Below are 20,713 nucleotides of genomic sequence, written 5' to 3'. Positions count from 1 at the left end.
GGACCGGGAGCGGGGCGGGAGCGGGGCGGGAGCGGGGGCACTCTACGGAACGCCGTCCTCCGCACGTCACGGGCCCAGGCACGCCCTCGTTCCGCAGGCGGGGCCTCCCCGTCTCACAGACTCGGCCGCGGCACCCCGCCCGCCACCGCGCGCTGCCGTGGGGCCGCTGTGCCCGTCCAGCAGGTGCCGCGGCGGGCGACCAGCCGCCGCAGCCACACCTCGGTCGAGACGAGCTCGGCCAGACCGTCCAGGGGCAGCCGCTCGCCCTGGGACGCCGCGTGCAGCGCCTTGCGGACGACATGGGCCTCGATCAGTCCGGCGTCGGCCAGCAGCGGGGCGTCGAACAGGGTCAGCAGATCGCCGGCCCAGGTACGCATACCGGTCCGCACGGCGGCGGTGTGGGCGGCGTGGGAGGTGGCGCCCCACCCGGCGGGCAGGTCCCGGATACCGGTTCCGGCGAGGACCGCGCGCAGGACGGCGGCGCGCGCCCCGGGTTGCACACGAAGCGCCTCGGGGAGTGCGCGGCAGGCCCGCACCACCTGGTTGTCGAGGAACGGCGCGTGCAGGCGCTGACTGCGGACCTCCGCCGCCTGCTCGAAGACCCGGTGGTCGGCGGCGTAACGGGCGAGGGCGGCGTCGGCGCGGCGCTCGCCGGGGCGGCGCAGCAGGACGGGCCGCACGGCCGCTTCCACCAGCCGGACGGAGACTTCCGCCAGCGCCTCCCCGGTCATCCAACGGGCCGCGGGGCCGGGGCGGCACCAGGTCAGGGCGGCGAGGGAGGCGGAGACGGCGCCGGGGCCACCGGTCGCCTGGTCATCGGCGAAGCGACGCTCCAGCAGGCTGGCGGCGGCCTCCTCGACGCCGTCCCTGTAGGACGTACGGGCCAGCCTGCGCGCCGCGCGGTAGACGGTGAACGGTACGAAGAAGGAGTGGGCCGAGGGGCCGTCGGCCTTGGCGAGCGCGGTCGCCGGACGCAGCAGATGGCGTCTGCGGCGGTCGAGCAGCAGGTCGGCGAGGCGCGCGGGGTGGGCGTCGAGCACCTGGCGGGCGCCATGGCCGACGAAGTGGTCGGCGCTGCCCGCGGCGAGCCGGCGCCGGTGGCGTTCGGCGATGACGAGGGAGGGGCCGGGTTCGTCGGTGAGCGCGCCCCCGTCGAGCGCGGCGTAGGGCAGGGCCTCCTCGCCCGCGGCGACGACCACGTGGTGCAGCCGCGGGTTGGCGGCGATGGTCCCGGCCCGCTCCAGCTCCGCCTCGCGGACGCGGGCCCCGCCCGCCGTGGCGAGGTCGTTGAAGGTGACGGCCAGGAGGCGTTCGCCCGCCTCGGTGCCGTGGCCGAGGAGGGTGCCGGGCATCCCGGGGAGCCCGGCGGCGAGCAGCGCGAGGGTGGCGGAAGCGCTGCCCCCGGAGAGATCGGCACCGATACCGGGGGCCGGGGCGCCACGGGCCGCACGGCGTTCGGCCGGGCCCATACCGGGAACGGGGCCGGGGTCGAGGCCACCGCTCTCGGGGGCGTGGCGCGGTGCGGTGAGCCGGGCCCGTACGGCGTCCACGAGGGCGTCCCGGACGCCGTCCACGGCCTTGTCCTGCTCGAGTTGGGGTGCGGCGACGGCGAGCGAGGCGGTGGGTTCGTAGCCGGTGACGTCGCGGGCACCGTCGCGGAGGATCAGCGCATGGCCGGGCGGGACACGTCTGACGCCTCGGTAGGGCGTGCTGTCGCCGACGGCCTCCGGGGAGTCGGGGCAGGCCAGGAGCGCCCCGAGGTGGCTGACGTCGAGCTGCGCCTCGATGAGGTCGGCGAGCGGGAGGGCGGCGGTGGCGTAGGCGGTGCCGCCCGCCCAGTCGGTGTGGAAGACGGGCCGGGCGCCCGCCAGATCACCGGCGATGGTGACGCGGCGGCCGACCTGGGCGACGGCGGTGTAGCTGCCGGGCCAGGCGGTGAGATGGCGCAGGGCGCCGCCGCGGGCGGCGAACAGGCCCACCCGCAGTTCCTCGTCGGAGGCGCCGCAGCAGCCGAAGACGGCGATCCGGGTGAAGGGGTCGGCCTGGACGACGCGCACCTCGTCGGGGCGCCAGTCGCCGACCGCCCACAGCGGATCGGGGTCGGACCACAGCAGTTGGGCCCCGACCGGTTGGATCCCACGGCCTTCCGGGGGGACCGGGCCGGATGCGGTACTGCTCCACCCCACCAACCACCGCATCGCCGCCTCCACAGGCTGTGGGCATCCAGGGCAACCAAGAAGTAGGTGCCATCATGCACAGCATGTTGACGGTTTCGGCATCGAACCGGACAACTACGTGGACCGCCTGGATGTCCAGTGACCATGGATGACCGCAGGAATCGCTAGAGTTGATCACACTTCGTGTGCTTCCCGCGTCGGGCTCCCCCGGCGTCCCCGAAGGACCCCAGGAGGGAACACCGCCGGTCGCGACGCACCGTTCCGCCGTGGCCCATGCTGCCACGGTTGAGGCGTACAAGAGCGCAAGGGCGCCGACGAGTGTGCGAAGGCACGCGGGCGCGAGCACCGCGCTCCGGTACGGCGGTGACCCGCCCCCGGAGCCGGTATGCGCACCGGGGGCGGCCAACTGCCCGGACCGGAAGGGCACTTCCGGTATGCGGGAACGCAGGGGCGGGGCCGCCCCCGTGTCGGGCCTCCCCCTCCGTGGCCCGACACGGGAATCCCCTGTCGCGGTGGATGACGCTGACGGTGACCGGTGTTGGCGCGCGTTGACGGACGTTGACGGATCGGGGCAAGTGCCGGTGACACCGGGGAACCGGTGAACCCGGTGGACCTCGTGGGCGCCCGGTGAACCGGTGATCCTGATGAGCACCAGCAGATGCCGATGGACGCTATTCAGCCAAAGTTGTGATGGCTCTCTGAACGCCCTTGCGGATAACCCGTACTGACCCGGCCCTTCGTCGCCCGCCCTCCGCTCGCCCGCCTCGCCGTCGGTCAACACGACAGTCCGGGAGGCACTGTTCGCCTCCCGGACCGTTCCGCCACCCGCGGGGAATGAGGCGGCGGCGTCCCCCAGCCCACTGGATCCAGTACAGCGGGCCGACCCACGCAAGACCCATCGAAACGTCCTGGCCGCGACCGAGACAGAGCGCACACACAGGCGCACGGCCACACACAGCCGGAGCACGCGTACCGCCCCGCACGTCCGTTCGTACAAGAATCTCGCCATCCGGTACACCACCTCTTAACGGTCGGGATGCGGCGAACTACGCTGGGTTTACGAATGCCCCGTGCTTATGCCGGGGCGGCCGTCGGTGCTGTCGAGGGGTGCGCATGTCCAGGGAGCCACGCGGGCCGAACGAGAAGCTCGGCACCGTTCTCGCCCTCGCTGGGATCAGCAATGCCGGGCTCGCGCGCAGAGTCAACGACCTCGGCGCCCAGCGTGGCCTGACGCTTCGCTACGACAAGACGTCCGTGGCGCGCTGGGTGTCCAAGGGGATGGTTCCCCAGGGCGCGGCGCCCCACCTGATTGCTGCCGCGATCGGCAGCAAACTCGGCCGCCCCGTCCCGCTGCACGAGATCGGGCTGGCCGACGCCGACCCGGCACCCGAAGTGGGCCTCGCCTTCCCGCGCGACATCGGCCAGGCCGTGCGCTCCGCGACCGAGTTGTACCGGCTGGATCTCGCGGGTCGGCGCGGAGGCGTCGGTATCTGGCAGAGTCTGGCCGGTTCGTTCGCCGTCAGCGCCTACGCCACCCCCGCGTCCCGCTGGCTCATATCTCCCGCCGACAGCTCGGTGGCCCGGGAACCCGAGGACGCCGAAACCACGGCCGGCACCACCGGCGGCGGGAGCCCCGAGGCCCTGCCGCAGCGCGTGGGCCACAGTGACGTCACCAAACTCCGCGAGGCCGCCGAGGACGCGCGCCGCTGGGACTCCAAGTACGGCGGCGGCGACTGGCGTTCCTCCATGGTCCCCGAGTGCCTGCGGGTGGACGCGGCACCGCTGCTGCTCGGCTCCTACAGCGACGAGGTCGGCCGCTCGCTCTTCGGCGCCACCGCCGAACTGACCAGGCTCGCGGGGTGGATGGCCTTCGACACCGGCCAGCAGGAGGCCGCGCAGCGCTACTACATCCAGGCGCTGCGCCTGGCGCGCGCCGCCGCCGACGTCCCCCTGGGCGGCTACGTCCTGGCGTCCATGAGTCTCCAGGCCACCTACCGGGGCTTCGCCGACGAGGGGGTGGACCTCGCCCAGGCCGCCCTGGAGCGCAACCGCGGGCTGGCCACCGCCCGCACCATGAGCTTCTTCCGCCTCGTGGAGGCCCGCGCCCAGGCCAAGTCCGGTGACGGCCCCGCGTGCGGGGCGGCGCTGAAGTCGGCGGAGGGCTGGCTCGACCGTGCGCGGACGGGCGACCCCGACCCCTCCTGGCTCGACTTCTACAGCCAGGAGCGGTTCGCCGCCGACGCGGCCGAGTGCTACCGCGACCTGCGGCTGCCGCGCCAGGTGCGGCGCTTCACGGAGCAGGCGCTCGCCCGGCCGACGGAGGAGTTCGTACGCTCCCACGGGCTGCGGCTGGTCGTCTCCGCCGTGGCCGAACTGGAGTCCGGCAACCTGGACGCGGCCTGTGCCGCGGGTGCCCGCGCCGTGGAGGTCGCCAACCGGATCTCCTCCGCCCGCACCACGGAGTACGTGCGCGACCTGATGAACCGCCTTGAGGCATACCGGGACGAACCACGCGTCGCCGAGCTGCGCGAACAGGCCCGGCCACTGCTGGTGGCACCGGCGTGAGCCGGTGTCCGAGGCCCTCCCCGGGATGCGGGGCCCATGTCAGTGGCGCAGGTCATGATAGGGATCGACGGTCGGGAGACTGGACGGTGCGGCGTGTGGGGAGGTGCATGACGTGACGACGTTGGACTGCGACGTACTGGTGATCGGGGGCGGCATCGTCGGCCTGTCGACGGCGTACGCGCTCACGCGCGCGGCGCCCGGCACCCGGGTGACCGTGCTGGAGAAGGAGACCGGTCCGGCCCGCCACCAGACCGGGCGGAACAGCGGTGTGATCCACAGCGGCATCTACTACCGCCCGGGATCGCTGAAGGCGCGGTTCGCGGTGCGCGGCGCCGCGGAGATGGTGAAGTTCTGCGCCGAGCACGGCATCGCCCATGAGGTGACCGGCAAGCTGATTGTCGCCACCGAGCGGTCGGAGCTGCCCCGGCTGCACGGCCTGATCCAGCGCGGCCGGGAGAACGGCATCCCGGTGCGCGAGCTGGGCCCCGCCCAGATCGCGGAGTACGAACCGCGGGTGCGCGGCCTGGCGGCCATCCACGTGGGCACCACCGGCGTATGCGACTTCGGCGCGGTCGCGGCCCGGCTGGCCCGCCTCGCGCAGGACGCGGGCGCCTCGGTGCGGTACGGCGCGGAGGTGCGCACCATCGGGCGGCGCCCCTCCGCGGTCGCGGTCCGCACAGCAGACGGCACGGTGCTGCGCGCCCGCGCCCTGGTCAACTGCGCGGGGCTGCAGTGCGACCGGATCGCCCGGCTGGCCGGTGATGACCCGGGGATGCGGATCGTGCCCTTCCGCGGCGAGTACTACGAGCTGGTGCCCGACCGCGCCGCCCTGGTCAACGGTCTGGTGTACCCCGTGCCGGACCCGGCGTTCCCCTTCCTCGGCGTCCACCTCACCCGGGGGATCGACGGCGGGGTCCACATCGGGCCCAACGCGGTGCCCGCGCTGGCCCGCGAGGGCTACGCCTGGCACACGGTGCGCCCGACGGAGCTGGCGGCCACGCTGGCGTTCCCGGGATCCTGGCGGATAGCCCGCCGCCACTGGCGGTACGGGGCGGGCGAGCTGCACCGCTCCCTGTCCAAGCGCGCCTTCACCGAAGCCGTCCGCCGACTGCTGCCCGAGGTGACCGCCGACGATCTGACGGCGGCCCCGGCGGGGGTACGTGCCCAGGCGGTGCTGCGCGACGGCACCCTGGTGGACGACTTCCTGATCTCGGAGTCACCCCGCGTCGTCCATGTGCTGAACGCCCCGTCCCCGGCGGCCACGGCCTCACTGCCGATCGGCCGCGAGGTGGCCCGCCGAGTCCTGGACACCCTGCGGGTGGGATGACCGGAGCCCGGCCCGGCGCCCCGTCCGGGCGGACGGGACACCGGGCCGGGCTGGGCTGGGCCGCGGCGTGACGGAACGCGCGGTCGGCGTCGTGCAGGAACCATCGGTGGGCGCCCGGAGCCGGTGGGGGGCTGCGGGAGCGAGTGCGGCCTCGTCCGGGAACGCCCCGGCGGCGAGCCGGGAATGCCCCACCGGCGTCGCGCCGGAGGCCCCGGTCGGCGTCCAGAGCCGGTGCTGGCCTGCGGGTGCGGGTGCGGGTGCGGCAGCGGCAGCGGCAGCGGCAGCGGCAGCGGCAGCGGCAGCGGCAGCGGTCCGGAATACCTGTCGACCTCGTCCGGGAACGCCCGAGCGGCACCTTGAGCCAGTGCGAGCCCACGGCTGCGATCCGGAATGCCCCACCGGCGTCGCCCCGGAGCACCCGGTCCGCGTCCAGCGCCGGTGCGGGCCTGCGGCAGCGGTCCAGGAACGGAGAGCCCGGTCCGCGTCCGGCGCCCCGACGGGCCCGCCGCAGCGATCCGGAACACCCCCACCGCCGCGTCCGGGAACGCCCCGTCCGCGTCCGGCGCCGGTGCGGCCCGCCACCGCCGGGCGGTGGATCCGCTCACGGCGGGGCCGGTGTGATGACGCGCACATCGCCACTCGTCCCCACCCGTCCCCCACCGGTCGCCGCATGCGGGGCCCGCGGCGCACCCGGGCCCGGACCTCACGGCCGACGCGAGGCCAGACCGCACCCGCGGAGGCGGGACTCCCCTTCGGACCCCGCCCGTAGAATCGGAAGCACTGTGTCCGAGAACCCCACTGCCCCCGAGTCCCCCGCGGAACCGCGCACCCTGCCGACGCCCCGCGACCGCAGCGAGCCGATGTTCCCCGGCGGCCCCGTCGCCGACCCGGCAGGCTCGCACCACGAGCGCCGGATCCGTTCCTTCCGCCCCCGCCGCGGCCGTGTCACCGTCGGCCAGGGCGAGGCGCTGCGCCGTCTGTGGCCGCAGTGGGGCCTGGACATCGACGGACTGCGCCGGATCGATCTCGGCGAGCTGTTCCGCACCGGACCCGAGGAGACGTCCGGGAGCGTCGCCGGTACGCCGCGTCCCGACCTCCCCGTCGTGCTGGAGATCGGCTTCGGCATGGGCGAGGCCACCGCGCAGATGGCCGCCGCCGACCCCGGCACCGGCATCCTCGCCGCCGATGTGCACACCCCCGGCCAGGGCAATCTGCTCGCGCTCGCGGAGCGGAACGGACTGACCAACGTCCGGGTGGCCAACGGCGACGCGATCATCCTGCTGCGCGAGATGCTGGCGCCCGCCGCCCTCTCCGGACTGCGGATCTACTTCCCCGACCCCTGGCCGAAGAAGCGGCACAACAAGCGCCGGCTGATCCAGCCCGAGTTCATCGAGCTCGCCGCCACCCGGCTGAAGCCCGGTGCGCTGCTGCACTGCGCGACCGACTGGGAGCCGTACGCCGAGCAGATGCTCGAGGTCCTCACCGCGAGTCCCGCCTTCGACAACACCCAGCCCGACGGTGGCTACAGCCCCCGCCCGGACTTCCGCCCGCTCACCAAGTTCGAGGGCCAGGGGCTGGACAAGGGGCATCTGGTCCACGACCTGATCTTCCGTCGCAACGACACATAACGGCCCCCAGGGGGTGGGCATAATCCCTCAGTCCGCCACTCCCCCTTTCGTTAGGGTCGGTTGAGTGCATCAGTCCCCGCCCCCTCAGCAGCCGTCCGAACCGCCACCGGCCGCGCCACCAGCCGCGCCACCTGCGCCGCCGGCACCACCGGCCGACGGGCCGCACGGCCCGGCGTACGACGCGGCATACGGTCAGCAGCCCTGGTTCGACGGAGCGACCGCTCCGGAGGGGTGGCCGCATCCGCCGCGCCGCAGCCTGTGGGGCAGGCACGGCCGTCTCGGCAGCCTCTGGGACAACAAGTCGCTGCGCGCCACCGCGCTGGTGCTGCTGCTCTCCGTCTCCGGCCTGGTCATCCTGGCGCTGGTGCGCGAGCAGACCGGCACCAAGGGGTTCCTGGTGGGGCTCGGGCTGGCGGTGCTGCCCGTACCACTGATCGTCGCGGCGTTCCGCTGGGTGGACCGCGTCGAGCCCAAACCCTGGCGGAACCTCCTCTTCGCGTTCGCCTGGGGCGCGTGCGCCGCGACCCTGGTCGCGCTGATCGCCAACGGTTTCGCCACCGAGTGGCTGATGACCACCATCGACTCCTCGTCCGCCTCCCGGCAGGCCGATGCGGATACCTGGGGCGCCACCCTCGTCGCGCCGGTCGTGGAGGAGAGCGCCAAGGCGGCGGCCGTCCTGCTGCTCTTCCTCTTCCGCCGCCGCGACTTCAACGGGATCGTGGACGGCATCGTCATCGCCGGGATCACCGCCACCGGCTTCGCGTTCACCGAGAACATCCTCTATCTGGGCTCGGCCTTCGTCAGCGACCAGGAGTTCGGCTACTCCGGCATACGGTCCACCACCGCGGCGACCTTCTTCATCCGCGGTGTGGTGTCCCCCTTCGCGCATCCGCTCTTCACCGCGATGACCGGGGTGGGCTTCGGTATCGCGGCGGCGGCCGCCCGCCACCAGCGCGTCCGCCGCGCCCTGGTGCCGGTCGCGGCACTGCTGGCGGCGATGGTGCTGCACGGGGTGTGGAACGGTTCGGCGACGCTCGGCGGGTACGGCTTCCTCGCCGTCTACGCCCTGTTCATGGTTCCGGTCTTCGGGCTGCTGGTCTGGCTCACGGTCTGGTCCCGCGGCAAGGAGCTGGGGGTGGTGCGGGAGCAGCTCGGCGCGTACCAGGCGGCGGGGTGGCTCACACCGCCGGAGCCGGTGGCGCTGGGGTCGATGCGGGCCCGCGGCATAGCGCGGGACCTGGCGCGGCGCACCCGTGGCGCGGCGGCGGCCCGTACGGTCGCCGAGTACACCGCCCATGCGACCTCCCTGGCCTTCCTGCGGCGGCGTGCCCACCGGGGGCTGGCCGGACCGGACTTCGCGGCCCAGGAGAAGGCGCTGCTGGACCGGCTGTGGGAGCGGCGCGAGGTGGCGCAGCCCGCGCTGGCGCATGCGGCGCTCGCGGTGCCGATCCGGCGGCCGCGGCCGGTCCCCCGGCCGATGCCGGGCGCGGTGCCCCCGGCGTTCTGGCCCGCGGCGCCGTACGGCGGGTACGGAGTTCCGGGGCAGGCGGGTCCGGGCCAGGCGGGTCCGGGGTACGCCGGGCCGGGGTACGGCTACGGATACGGGTACGGCGCCCAGCAGACGTATCCGGGGCAGCCGCCGTACGGGGCACAGCCACAGCCGGGGGCACCGCAGGGTGCCCCTCCGCCGAATGTTGCGCAGGGGCACCCGACCTGGTCAGTTCCCTACGGATCCGGCGGTCCGCAAAGTCATGTGTAACCTCCGGCCCCTTTCAGACGTGCTCTTAGGTAGAAGCGGGGAGCACGCGGGGGGCGCGGGGGACACATGTCGGCACCAACACATCGATCACAACCATCACATCCACCGACACTGTCGGACTTCGACCAGTTCTACGCGGCCACCGCGAAGCGGCTGGTGTCCGCGGTCTACGCCACGACCGGCGACCTCGCGGAAGCCGAGGACGCGGTGCAGGAGGCGTATGCCCGCGCCTGGCAGCGCTGGGACCGGCTGACCGCCGAAGGCGATCCCACCCCCTGGGTGCGTACGGTCGCGCTGCGGCTGGCCGTCAGCTCCTGGCGGCGTGCCCGTAATCGGATGCGGGCCCATTTCCGGCACGGTCCGCCCACCGATCTCCCTGATCTCGCCCCGGACCGGGTCGCGTTGATCCAGGCCCTGCGCCGGCTGAAGCCGGACCAGCGCACCGTCGTCGTTCTGCACCATCTGCTGGATCTGCCCATCGAGCAGGTGGCCCGGGAGACCGGCGCCTCTCCGGGCACCGTCCGCACCCGGCTGAGCCGTGCCCGCAAGGCCCTGGGCTCCCAGCTCTCCGAGCCCTCCTCCGGCACCGGAGGTTCCGGGGGCGCCGCGGCCCCCGCGGATCCTCCGCCCCGTCCCTCCGCCCGCCGTCCGAAGGAGGTGCCCACCCATGGCTGATCTGGACGACCGGCTGCGCGACCTCGCACGGGCCGCCGAGCCCTCCATACGTCTGGCGGGCCCGGAAGCCGCCCGCGCGCGGGGCCATCGGCGCCGTATCCGACAGCGGCTGACGCTCGCGGTGAGCGCGGCGCTCACCGCGGCCGCGGTGGCCATCGGCTCCTGGCTGCTGCTTCCGGACCACAGCTCCTCGCATTCGCGGCCGGCCGCCCCGCCCGCCCCGCGGAAGTCGGTGTCCGCGGCGCGGATCCCGGCGAGCGCACTCCTCCCGTCGTCGGCCCTGCCGTTCAACGGGGAGATGCGGTGGAAGGCCGCCGGCTCCACCGCCGGGGGGCGGACCCCGCTGCTCGACCTCTCGGACAGCTGCCGCTTCGACGGACCGGAGCCGCTGACCCAGCGCAGCCGTGCCTACGACGCACAGCGACCGGGCCGCAAGGGCCCCGGCGCCCGTCACACGATCAATGCCTATACGAGCGAGCACCAGGCCACGAAGGTTTTCACCACCCTGGAGCGGACGCTGAAGAAGAGCTGTGTCTCGCGCAGTCTCACGACGAGCAAGGACCCGGCCGATCACGCTCCCGATGGGCAGACCGTGAGGACCTACACCTGGCCCGGCGGCGCCCCGAAGCACCACGCACAGGTCGTCCTGATGCGCTCCGGCACCGAGGTCGCCGTGCTCCAGACCCAGGGCCTCAGCGCCATGGCCGCCGAATACACCGACGGCCCGTCGGACTACTGCATGTCGGTCTCACTCTGGCGGCTCGACCCCTCGGCGTCCGCCTCTCCCGGTCCCTATGAGCCCAACCCCGAGGAAGCGCAGCGGCGTTGCTGACTCACACTTCCCACCACACCCACAAGAGGTTCACTTTGATCTCCGTACGCTCGCTCCGCATCGCCGCGGTGCCCTCTCTCGCCGTTGTCCTCCTCGCCGCCTGCCAGTCCGGCTCCTCCGATTCGGTGGACCCGGCCAAGACCAAGCCGGCCAAGATATCCATCACCCCGAACAGCGACTCCGGTGCGATAGCCCCGGACGCCAAGGTCAAGGTGAACGCCTCGAACGGCACCCTCACCAAGGTCCGCATCACGCCCGACGGCGCGGGTTCCCAGGCCGTCGCGGTCACCGGCTCGCTCTCCTCCGACAAGGACAGCTGGCGCTCCAACCGGACCATGACCCCGGGCACCACCTACACCGTGGAAGCCACCGCCACCAACGACGCGGGCCGCACCGCCACCCAGCGCTCCACCTTCCGCACCCGCGCCGCCCAGCAGTTCAACGGTGTCACCGTCACCCCCTCCAACAAGACCACGGTCGGCGTGGGCCAGCCGGTCTCCGTGGCCTTCGACCACCCGGTCACCGACAAGGCCGCGGTCGAGCGCCAGCTCTCCGTCTCCACCTCGCCCAAGACCGAGGGCTCCTGGGGCTGGACCAAGGACCCCCTCACCGGCACCGAGCGCGTCGACTGGCGCCCCGAGTCCTACTGGCACAAGGGCACCAAGGTCACCCTCCGCGCCCGCCTCAGCGGCGTCGACACCGGCAACTCCCGCTATCTCCGCCGCGATGTCTCCAGCACCTTCACCATCGGCACGGCCCGTGTCTCCAAGGTCGACCTCAACAAGCACACCATGACCGTCTTCGAGGACGGCAAGGAGCAGAAGTCCATCCCGATCTCCGGCGGCCAGCCCTCCTACCCCACCTGGAACGGCAAGATGGTCGTCCTCGACAAGGCCCCCATGGTCAATATGACCAGTGAGTCCGTCGGCATCGCCGACCCCTACAACAAGGACGTCCCCTGGGCCGTCCACCTCACCACCTCCGGCACCTACGCCCACGCCGCCCCGTGGAACGAGGGCCGCGGCTACTTCGGTCGCCAGAACATGTCCCACGGCTGCGTCGGTATGTCCGAAGCCGACGGCAAGTGGTTCTACGACCGCGCCACCCGCGGCGACGTCGTCGAGGTCACCGGCTCCACCCGCGAAACGGTTGCGACCGGCAACGGCATCGGCGACTGGAACCTGTCGTACTCCGCGTGGAAGAAGCTCAGCGCCCTGGACTGAGGCCGCACACAGCCCGTGCCCCTCTCTCCGCCTCGGCGGAGAGAGGGGCACAGCCCTGAGTCATTGAACAGACGGACCACGCGCGGGCAGGAGCCGCATGCGCAGCCGTCGTGCGCTCCGACGCCCGCGCCGGGTCGCACCGCAGGCGGATCCACAGTCGGTCGGGCAGGGAAACAGATCGCGGCGCGAAAGGACAGCGGGTCGTAGGACACTGGGATCATGCATGGAGCACACCCGTCCAGTCCCGAAGTATCGGCCCGAATGAGCCGGCAGGCCAGCCGGGACACTGGTACCGAACGGGCAGTGCGGCAGCTGCTCCATGCCTCCGGATATCGCTACCGGATCCACTATCCGGTGCCGGGCATGCCCAGACGGAAGATCGACATCGCGTTCACACGAGCCAGGTTGGCCATCCTCATCGACGGCTGCTTCTGGCACAGCTGCCCTGAGCATGCCACCAGTCCCAAGGCGAACGCGGAATGGTGGCGGCAGAAGCTCCACCGCAACGCCGAACGGGACCAGGAGACGAACGCGCAGCTGGAGGCCGAAGGCTGGATAGTACTGCGCTTCTGGGAGCACGAATCACCGGACACCGTCATGCGGCAGGTGGCGGCAGCTGTCGACCGGGAGAAGGCCGACAGAGGGAGACGACGCCGAGGGGGCGACAGCCGATGAGCGAACTGGGATTCGTCGATCTGTGCACGGGAGCAGGTGGACTGGCTTTAGGGCTGGAACAGGCGGGCTTCGCGCCCGTGCTGCTCCTGGACGAGAAGTCCGTGGCCTGCGACACACTGCGCATGAACCGACCGGCGTGGCAGGTTCTCCAAGCGGATCTGCTGGATTTCTCCCCTTCGCGGCACCAGGAGATCTACGACGTCGATCTGTTGTCGGCCGGGCTGCCCCGTGTGAAATCCAGCGCGACTGTCGCCCGGACCGAGACCGAGGCGGAACTGCGTTTGCTGGAGGCAACCATCTATCTGGCGCACGCCGTCCAGCCCCGAGCCCTGCTCATCGAGAACGTACCGGGGCTGGCGGAATCGCCCGACTACGAGCCGATACGGGACTTCATCCGCAAGGAACTCGATCACCTCGGCTACCGCTTCCGGTGGTTCGTCCTGAACGCAGCCGATTTCGGTGTGCCGCAGGAACGGAAGCAAGGGGTGCTCGTCGCATTCAAGAAGCGCCACTTCGACGCGTTCCGCCCACCGGAGCCGACAGTGCGCGAGCACCTGTCCGTCGGGCGAGCTCTCCGCCGATCCATGGCCATGGGCGGCTGGCGGGATGCCGACCGATGGGCAGCACAGGCAATCAGCGTGGCACCGACTCTCGTCGGTGGCTCGGACAGGCGAGGAGGCGCAGATCTGGGGCCGACAGGGACGAAGAAGGCGTGGGCACGCATGGGCGTCGACGGCGGCACCGTGGCCGACAAGGTTCCAGGTCCGGAGTTCGCCTGGGCACCGGAGGCAGGCCGGTACGGGATGGTCAGGATCACGACGGAACAGGCCGCACTCCTACAGGGCTTCCCGTCCGATTGGGGATTCGCAGGGAAGAAGACGGCCCGCTACCGCCAGATCGGTCACGCTTCACCACCGCCGGTGGGCAAGGCGCTCGGGCTGGCGATCCGAGCCGCGCTCGAGGCGCCCGCGGACCCGGTCGCTGGCTACACTTCAACCCCATGAACAACCCGGGAACGCATGCTCACCATCTCGACGATGTACGCATTTTGGACCTTTTCGCAGGTCCTGGCGGACTCGATGTGGCGGCGCACTTCTTGGGCTTCAAGAGCCTCGGGATCGAATGGGACAGGAACGCGTGCGAGACGCGTTACGCAGCAGGGCTGCCGACGATTCACGCAGATGTGAGCGTCATGCGTGAGACCCGCTTCGACGAAATCCCCAAATCGGTCGACGTGCTCGCCGGGGGGCCACCCTGCCAGTCCTTCTCCGTCGCCGGCAACGGCGCGGGACGGCGAGCGCTGGACACAGTGGAGAAATTCATCCACCGCCTTGTCGATGGAGAGGGCGAAGCCGGTATCGACGAGGATCTGCATTCCCTCGGCGACCCACGTACTGCGTTGGTCCTCGAGCCCCTCCGTTGGCTCATCAAGGCGATCGAAACCGAAGGACGCAATCCGTACAAGGTGATCGTCCTGGAGCAGGTCCCCGAGGTCCTGCCCCTCTGGGAGGTCTATGCGAAGCTCCTGCGGGGCGGCGAAGGGCGACTCGCGGGCGTCAAGTACGAAGCGGAATGCTGGAAGTTGAAGACTGAACAGTTCGGAGTGCCGCAGACACGCACACGCGCCGTACTCGTCGCCCGACTACCGGGCGAGGGAGCCATCGAACCGATCGAAGCGACCCACCTGCCCTTCGACCTGAACCGTGGGAAACGCAGTGCGGCACAAGCGGATATGTTCTCGACTGATTTCACGATCTCCGGGGTCAAGCAGCAGTGGATCTCCATGGCGGAGGCGCTCGATACGGCGAGCAAGCTGAAGGACTCCCCGGTGGATGCATCCCGGCTCCGAACGGGAAGTGAAATGAAGTTCTTCATCGTGTCGAATTACGGGTCCGGAGGCGACCCGAAGAAACGAGGTCGCCGCCAGTCCTCGGAGCCGGCCTTCACTGTCACCGGCAAGATCTCTCGAAACAAGATCTACAAAAGCCTAGATGACCATGAAGCCGACAGGTTCCACCGCTTCACCATTCCTGAATCCGGAGTCCTCCAAAGCTTTCCGCACAACTTCCCGTGGTCCGGAAACGATCAAGCCCAACAGGTCGGCAATGCCGTACCTCCGCGACTGGGCATGCACGTATTGAGCAGGGCGTTGCGGGGAGACAACCCTTCGGACGCAGAGTTGACGGCCTCAAGCACATGGCCGAGCGTGTCCCGAGCCACGACGGAAGAACTGCGTCGCCTGGGCTGCGGTGATCAGGGTCAATGCCCCCCGGAGTCACACAAGATCAGTCCCCTTCGCCGGAAGTCCGCCCCCTGACCTGCGCGTCCGCGAACAGTTCCGCGAAGTGACCCACCAGTCGCTCAACCGACTCGATCGGGGCTCGCTGCTCTTCCGGGCCTTCGGGCAGGTTGCTCCTGGGCGACGGAAGGGCTGACTCGGCGGCGGCGATCCAGTCCCGCAGCGGCTCTCCGTCACGTCCCACATCCGGGGCTATGACGTCGTACATCAGAGTTGCTGCGGCGGCGTTGATCGCGGGCGTCATGGCGTTCACTTCGCGGCCGGTCCGAACGGTCCCTCGCTCCATCATCCTGACGAGAGCGAGAGCGGTGGGGCGGTGGTCGATGACATCCAGCCGGAGAGCGGAGTTGAGCATGTCCTGATTGCCGCAAGCCACGACGACGGGGCGGTAGTCCGGGCCGTCGCGGAAGAGTTCGGCCGCCCACCAGAGCCGAGCGAACGTCTGCTTGTATTGCGGACCGACGAATCTGTCCCGTGCAACTCGTCCAGGCGAACCATCCGCCTTCGGTTCGGACAGGTGTCGCCAGACGACGTAATCCGGGGCCACCCCGAGGGCCATGTACGTCCAGAACTCCTTGTCGGCCGCCTCCTGACGAGTCAACCGAAGCGTCTCGTGCAGACGCGGCGCCAGCCACGCGTCCGCCGTCGTGGGACGTTCGTCGTGGAACCTGGTCATGGTGTCGTCGATCAGATCTCGTACCCGGTCCAACCGTAGCCGTGCCTCGTCGCCGGGCAAGGTGTCGGCGGACTTGTTCAGCGCGATGGAAGGGACGTCCTCGCTTCCTTCCAGCAGCCCTGAGGAGATGTACTCGGCAGCCTTCAGGTCGGAGATGAGAGCAAGCCGCTCCGGCAGGTACTCCGGGCGATGAGTCACGCGTGGGTCCCCTGGTCGATTCGTTCGATGTCACGGACGGCGCCGGCCAAGGTTTGGGCAACCTCGGCGCGACGGGCGGCCGCGTACTGAATACGCGCTTGGAGGTCGGTCCAGCTCCCCTCGCCGGTACGGCGGCTGTGCACCTCTCGGAGAGCGTTCTCCTCCGACTGTCCCGGAACGACGTCCGGGAGCATCTCGCGGAGCACCGCGCCCCGCCAGTCAGGCGGGAAGAGCGGGGTTCCGTCATCCTCGATCTCCAAATCGCCGATGGCGGTGTGGAAGACCGCTGTCCACACTTCGGAGGACATCTGGGCCAGGAGCATCTCGCGCAGGATGCCCTTCACCGTGGAGCCCTGGCTTTCCACGAGCGCTACAAGCCCCTCGAAATCCGAGTTCAGACGGACGGTCGGCATCCGCCCGGCAGTGTCCAAGATCCAGGGGGCGCCCTGGAAACTCCGCAACCGTTCGCCGCCACGGGTGAAGCTGACCGTGTTGACATCGAGTTCGCGATTTCTGAGCGGCTCTTCGGCCGTCACGTCGATCATCCACTCCTGGTCCGGATCGGTCGAGGCGATGATCCGCCCCTCTACTCCACCGACCGTGGCCACCACGTGCACAGCGAGGGAGGCACGATCCAGATGATCGTGCCGGTTCAGTTCGATCTCCCCCGTCCAGTCCTTGCCACCCTCCGGACCGGGCATCAACCGCGCGACAGTACGTGCATTGGTCGCACCCTCCGTCAGAACCGCGACAACCGCGACATCGGACCAGTGGCCCTTCTTCTCGATCTCAGAAGCCGGTACGGTCGCTTTCAGAGCAAGCCGCGCGCTCTGCCACTCTGTGCGCTCGGCCATTCCGAGCGCCACCACACGCTCGACAACCGAGCAGGCCTTGGCATCCAACTGCTCTCGGGCATCGCCCGGGCCGCGCAGCCGCACGCCCCCGATCCGGGCCGTCACCGGCCCGGTCAGACGGTGATACGGGTATGCCCTCACGCGGCACCTCCCTTGCTCTCGTGCAGTTCGACGAAAAGACCGGTCAGCGCGGCTCGCACCGGATGTGTGGCGACGTCGGTGACGCCTCGGAAGACGGCACGGTGGGCACCTGGCGGAAAGTGCAGAATTCCGTCGGCCAGTTCACAGTTCGCGACAGCGACGAGTTCGGCCCACTTGACCACTGGACGAGGACCGGATCGGACATCCAGCTTGGCGACCGGACTCATACGCCAGGGCCCTCCATCGGGGGACACCTTGACCTCGGCGGTGATCTCCCACGCACCGGAGGGGCCGATCACTGCCTCCAGATCGTCCAGTTTCGGAGGTGTCACCGTCCCTCTGATCTTGGCAGCGGGCCTACCCGAGATCGGGAGCCGCTTGCGCACCTTGCCCACGCCGCTCGGCTTCTTCTCCTTGGGGAGCGCGACAAGTTCGTGCACCGCCTTGTTGGTCTCCGACGTCAGCATCGCAATCCGTCGATGGGCCGAGGGCGAATAGCGCATCCGCAATTCTTCTGTCTGGCCCCACTTGTTGTGCTCCGGGGGCTCGGAGGATCGCAGAAACTCCTCTGCCTCGGCCGCGAATGGCGCGTCGTCTCCCGCCGCACGGCCCGCGAGCAGAACCGCCTGGAACGGGTTGGCCGACGTAGGGAGGCCGGGCACCCAGCTGGTCTTGACCGTCATGCGATTTCCACGCATCGCAGTCACCCGATTGATCTTGCCATCGGCATCAGTGGCCTCGGTGACCAGCAGGACCGCACGATGCTCGCCGTCCGTACCGGCAAGGCCGTCCCTCGCGGGAACCTTCAACGGCACAGTGATCCGTGCCACCTGCCCGGCCTGGGTGAGGCGGTCCACCGTTGTCCCACTCAGAAATGCCTGAAGAGCGCGCGATCGAGCGGGCTGGTGCACGTGTGGCTCGACGCGCTCGTCATCAATGATCTCCACGCCATTGCGCAGCGTGCGCACCGATGCCTCAAGCAACGGCTGGTGATCTCCACCTCCCGTCATCGCAGCCCAGAAATTGCGGCCGAGAGCGCGAACCAGCCTCTGGTGCATGCGCTCCAGGCTGTCTTCGTCGTCACCCGGATCGCCTTCTTGGTCCAGTCCGGCCTCGACGAGACTGGCCACGTCGTGCGCTCCGACGATCAAAAACGATGTTCCGGGATCATCGCTGTCACGGGTGAGATGCAGGTTCTCGACCGTCGCTTCGTCAGCCCACCAGGAGCGGACCACTTCCGCGTTGTCCGACGCCGCGTCCGGCCTGCCCAGCCAAGCGGGACCGGCGAATCGCCGGCCGTCCACCTCTCGCCAGGGCAGATCGAGCCGTCCGATCAGGCGCCGCCGAGTGCGTCCCTCGTGTGGCTCGGAGAGCGTGGAATTCATGAGGACGAGACCCAGCCGGCTGGTCGCCCACAGCGTGGCCTTTCCGAGGCCGTATGAACCGCCGGCCGAAACGTCCGACTTGCGGCTGTCGAGTTGGCGGCGCACCACGGCCGCGAAGCGGCCGTCCTCGTAGTCGTCACCGGTCAGCCCATTGGCGTTGTAGTCGTCGACGCGAAGAAGGACCAAGCGATCCCGTTCGAGCATCTCCCGCAGGCCGGCGCCTATGACACGTCCCACCTTCTGGTCCTGCGCGGCGGCCGCCTGGTAGTGCGAGTGGAGATCGTGCCAGCTGATCGCGGCGAGGAACCGGGCAAGACAGTCACCCGTCAGTTCATGCAGGGTGTAGCGAACCCTGACCGGCTCGCCGTTTCTCCTGTCGCGCTCGTCCAGACTGTTCTGGGTAGCCTCACGGGCCAGGACCTCCAGGTCGGCCTCGAAAGCGAAGGCCGCCGCGTTGCCGAACTCCCGGCCGCCGTCGTCGTGTCCGGGACGGTGGTACCACACCGCCGCTGTCCGACCGGCCTCCCGCTCATCCGACGGCGCCCCGGACTCCGGTGTCAGACCCTCGACAGCCAGGATCTCGCGCACCATGACCATGTGCTCCGGGCGCGGCTTCGAACGGTCATCGAGCCACGCTTCGACGGCCGCCGGAGTCACCCCCAACCGGTCCGCCAGTTGGCGCGCATCCATCCCCTTTTCCCTCATCCGCCCGGCCAGCCACCGACCGAGTTCCGTTTCCTGCGAGGTCACCGTTCCCTCTCTCCTGTCTGAACTGCCTTCCGCCCGCGGCATGCCGGCACTCCCGTTCGTCATCGACGCACCGGCCTTCTTGTGCTTCCGCTCTTCCAGGCCTCCACGACGCGTCATCGCTTCAGCGATCTTTCGAGTGGCCTGCGAGCGCCTGCGTTCCGCGAGGGCGTTGTCAGGTTCCAGCCCCAGGTGAATCCTCAAATCCGTCAGCGCATTCTTCTCGATCTGCCGGATGCGTTCACGCGTAACGCCGAATCGCGCCCCGATCCGATCCAACGTCCATGGTTCGCCGTCGATGAAGCCGAACCGCAACAGAACGATTTCCCGAACTCTGTCCGTGAAGGAGCACAAGGCGAAGAACTGGAACATCTCCTGGCGCTCAAAGGTGAATCGCAGCACCTGTTCCGGTCCCGGTACAGGACGAACTGTGTCGACGACCAGATCTCCGAGGGTCGTGTTCTCGCCGACCGGCTGCTCGAGCGACAAGAGCGCCCGGTGTAACAGGCGCATGTACTCCATCACCTTTGCGGGGTTGAGCTCGCATGCCAGAGCCAAGTCGTCGACGTTGGGATTCTTCCCTCGGTCAAGAAACTCCCGCTCCTTCTTCCGCAGCCTCTCCACGTCGGTCCACACATGTACCGGGAGCCGAATGGCAGACCCCTCGTTCATCACCGCGCGACTGATGTGCTGTCGAATCCACCAAGTGGCGTAGGTCGAGAACTTGCACCCCATGGAGACATCGAACTTCTCCACCGCACGCATGAGCCCGATCATCCCGTGCTGCGCGAGGTCCTCGTGCATGGGGCCGCCTACCCATCCCAGTCCGTGCAGGATCTTGAGGACGAGAAGCCGATTGTGGACAACCATCGCGGAGAAGGCCTGATACGCCTCGCCGTTCCGCGGAAGCGCCGCAACGTACCCATCGGGCAACGGCTCCGCCGGTCCTTCCGCTCCCCGGAACAAGAGGCAGAGCCCCACCTCCTCCTCGGCACTCAGCAGATATCGGTGCGGTGCGCCGCGACGCCTGTCGGCGACGAGTACCTCACGGGCGCTGCGCCGCGCCGCTTCCATGTCGTACACACGGACCGTCCCCCGAAGGGATTCGAGATCCGGAGCATCCTCCTCCGCAGAGTCCAGATCATCGAAGGTGAAGGCTTCGTCTCGACCCGCACCACCGTCGGGGGCCGCCCTCCACCGAGCGTCGGCCTCCTCATCGGCAACTTCCGTCGCGATCACGGCTTCGTACAGAGACTGCGTCTCCTGCTCGTCGAGACGCGCGGCCCTCATCACCTGCCGCAAAGCCGTACGGCGCTCAAGTCCTTCTGCGCTGAATCGCCGTATGAGGCGGACGAGCAGATCCCGTCCGGCGACGTTCATCCCCCAGCCGGACGCGCCACCCCGTTCCGCCGTCATCACGCCCCCCGCGATCCGTCTCCGCTCCCCATAGTTCATCATCCATCCGGCCGTCGCGGCCAGCTCCCGATGACGGGGGCAGGTGTCCTGATGATCCATCACTCGGTATTTTTGAAACCGGGTTGGCGTGACCATG

Annotated in this window: 14 protein-coding genes; 10 read left to right on the top strand and 4 right to left on the bottom strand. The window is 70.0% G+C overall.

The genetic code is table 11. The features are described from left to right. Positions 1-113 precede the first annotated feature (113 nt). Positions 114-2,198, bottom strand: a complete 2,085-nt coding sequence (locus NMK44_RS19985; protein ID WP_254744965.1) for an asparagine synthase-related protein — start codon at positions 2,196-2,198, stop codon at positions 114-116. A 1,092-nt stretch (positions 2,199-3,290) separates the two neighbouring features. Between NMK44_RS19985 and NMK44_RS19980 the strand changes: the two genes are divergently transcribed. The 10 genes from NMK44_RS19980 to NMK44_RS19935 all read left to right on the top strand — a co-directional run bounded on the left by NMK44_RS19980 (position 3,291) and on the right by NMK44_RS19935 (position 15,178). Beyond that, complete coding sequence (locus tag NMK44_RS19980; protein ID WP_254744963.1) at positions 3,291-4,742, top strand: NsdA family TPR-like regulatory protein; 1,452 nt, start codon at positions 3,291-3,293, stop codon at positions 4,740-4,742. Positions 4,743-4,854: 112 nt separating this feature from the next. Next, the gene (gene lhgO, locus NMK44_RS19975; RefSeq protein ID WP_254744961.1) at positions 4,855-6,069 is read left to right on the top strand and encodes an L-2-hydroxyglutarate dehydrogenase; all 1,215 of its coding nucleotides are present in this window, start codon (positions 4,855-4,857) and stop codon (positions 6,067-6,069) included. A 782-nt stretch (positions 6,070-6,851) separates the two neighbouring features. Next, positions 6,852-7,697, top strand: coding sequence for a tRNA (guanosine(46)-N7)-methyltransferase TrmB (gene trmB, locus NMK44_RS19970; RefSeq protein WP_374215308.1), 846 nt, complete (start codon positions 6,852-6,854; stop codon positions 7,695-7,697). Between the two features lie 64 nt (positions 7,698-7,761). After that, a complete protein-coding gene (locus NMK44_RS19965) occupies positions 7,762-9,456 on the top strand; it encodes a PrsW family intramembrane metalloprotease (RefSeq protein ID WP_374215307.1) in 1,695 nt (564 codons plus the stop codon). Between the two features lie 66 nt (positions 9,457-9,522). Next, positions 9,523-10,131, top strand: a complete 609-nt coding sequence (locus NMK44_RS19960; protein WP_254744960.1) for a SigE family RNA polymerase sigma factor — start codon at positions 9,523-9,525, stop codon at positions 10,129-10,131. Continuing rightward, positions 10,124-10,963, top strand: a complete 840-nt coding sequence (locus NMK44_RS19955; protein WP_254744958.1) for a hypothetical protein — start codon at positions 10,124-10,126, stop codon at positions 10,961-10,963. Before NMK44_RS19960 ends, NMK44_RS19955 begins: the two co-directional genes overlap by 8 nt. A gap of 35 nt (positions 10,964-10,998) precedes the next feature. Continuing rightward, positions 10,999-12,186 (top strand): L,D-transpeptidase, encoded by a 1,188-nt coding sequence (locus NMK44_RS19950; protein WP_254744956.1) that lies wholly within the window; start codon positions 10,999-11,001, stop codon positions 12,184-12,186. A 219-nt stretch (positions 12,187-12,405) separates the two neighbouring features. Continuing rightward, positions 12,406-12,861, top strand: coding sequence for a very short patch repair endonuclease (locus NMK44_RS19945; protein ID WP_254744954.1), 456 nt, complete (start codon positions 12,406-12,408; stop codon positions 12,859-12,861). Next, positions 12,858-13,865 carry a DNA cytosine methyltransferase gene (locus tag NMK44_RS19940; RefSeq protein WP_254744952.1) on the top strand — a complete coding sequence of 336 codons (1,008 nt, stop codon included), beginning with the start codon at positions 12,858-12,860 and terminating at the stop codon, positions 13,863-13,865. The genes NMK44_RS19945 and NMK44_RS19940 overlap by 4 nt, the downstream gene beginning before the upstream one ends. Next, positions 13,862-15,178: a DNA cytosine methyltransferase gene (locus NMK44_RS19935; RefSeq protein ID WP_254744950.1), complete on the top strand. Its 1,317-nt coding sequence runs from the start codon at positions 13,862-13,864 to the stop codon at positions 15,176-15,178. Before NMK44_RS19940 ends, NMK44_RS19935 begins: the two co-directional genes overlap by 4 nt. Here NMK44_RS19935 and NMK44_RS19930 read toward each other — a convergent pair. From NMK44_RS19930 to NMK44_RS42705, 3 genes are read right to left on the bottom strand one after another with little or no spacing between them, the layout of a single operon-like run. Continuing rightward, positions 15,147-16,034, bottom strand: a complete 888-nt coding sequence (locus tag NMK44_RS19930; RefSeq protein ID WP_254744948.1) for a DUF6339 family protein — start codon at positions 16,032-16,034, stop codon at positions 15,147-15,149. The two genes, NMK44_RS19935 and NMK44_RS19930, sit on opposite strands and share 32 nt — an antisense overlap. After that, positions 16,031-17,029, bottom strand: coding sequence for a hypothetical protein (locus NMK44_RS19925; protein ID WP_254744946.1), 999 nt, complete (start codon positions 17,027-17,029; stop codon positions 16,031-16,033). The genes NMK44_RS19930 and NMK44_RS19925 overlap by 4 nt, the downstream gene beginning before the upstream one ends. Further along, positions 17,026-20,712, bottom strand: coding sequence for a sigma-70 family RNA polymerase sigma factor (locus NMK44_RS42705; protein WP_374215306.1), 3,687 nt, complete (start codon positions 20,710-20,712; stop codon positions 17,026-17,028). The genes NMK44_RS19925 and NMK44_RS42705 overlap by 4 nt, the downstream gene beginning before the upstream one ends. Position 20,713 lies beyond the last annotated feature (1 nt).

Origin of the sequence: Streptomyces cucumeris, from assembly GCF_024295805.1 — a bacterium.
Lineage (GTDB): Bacteria > Actinomycetota > Actinomycetes > Streptomycetales > Streptomycetaceae > Streptomyces > Streptomyces cucumeris.
This window is presented reverse-complemented; position numbering and strand designations above follow the sequence as displayed.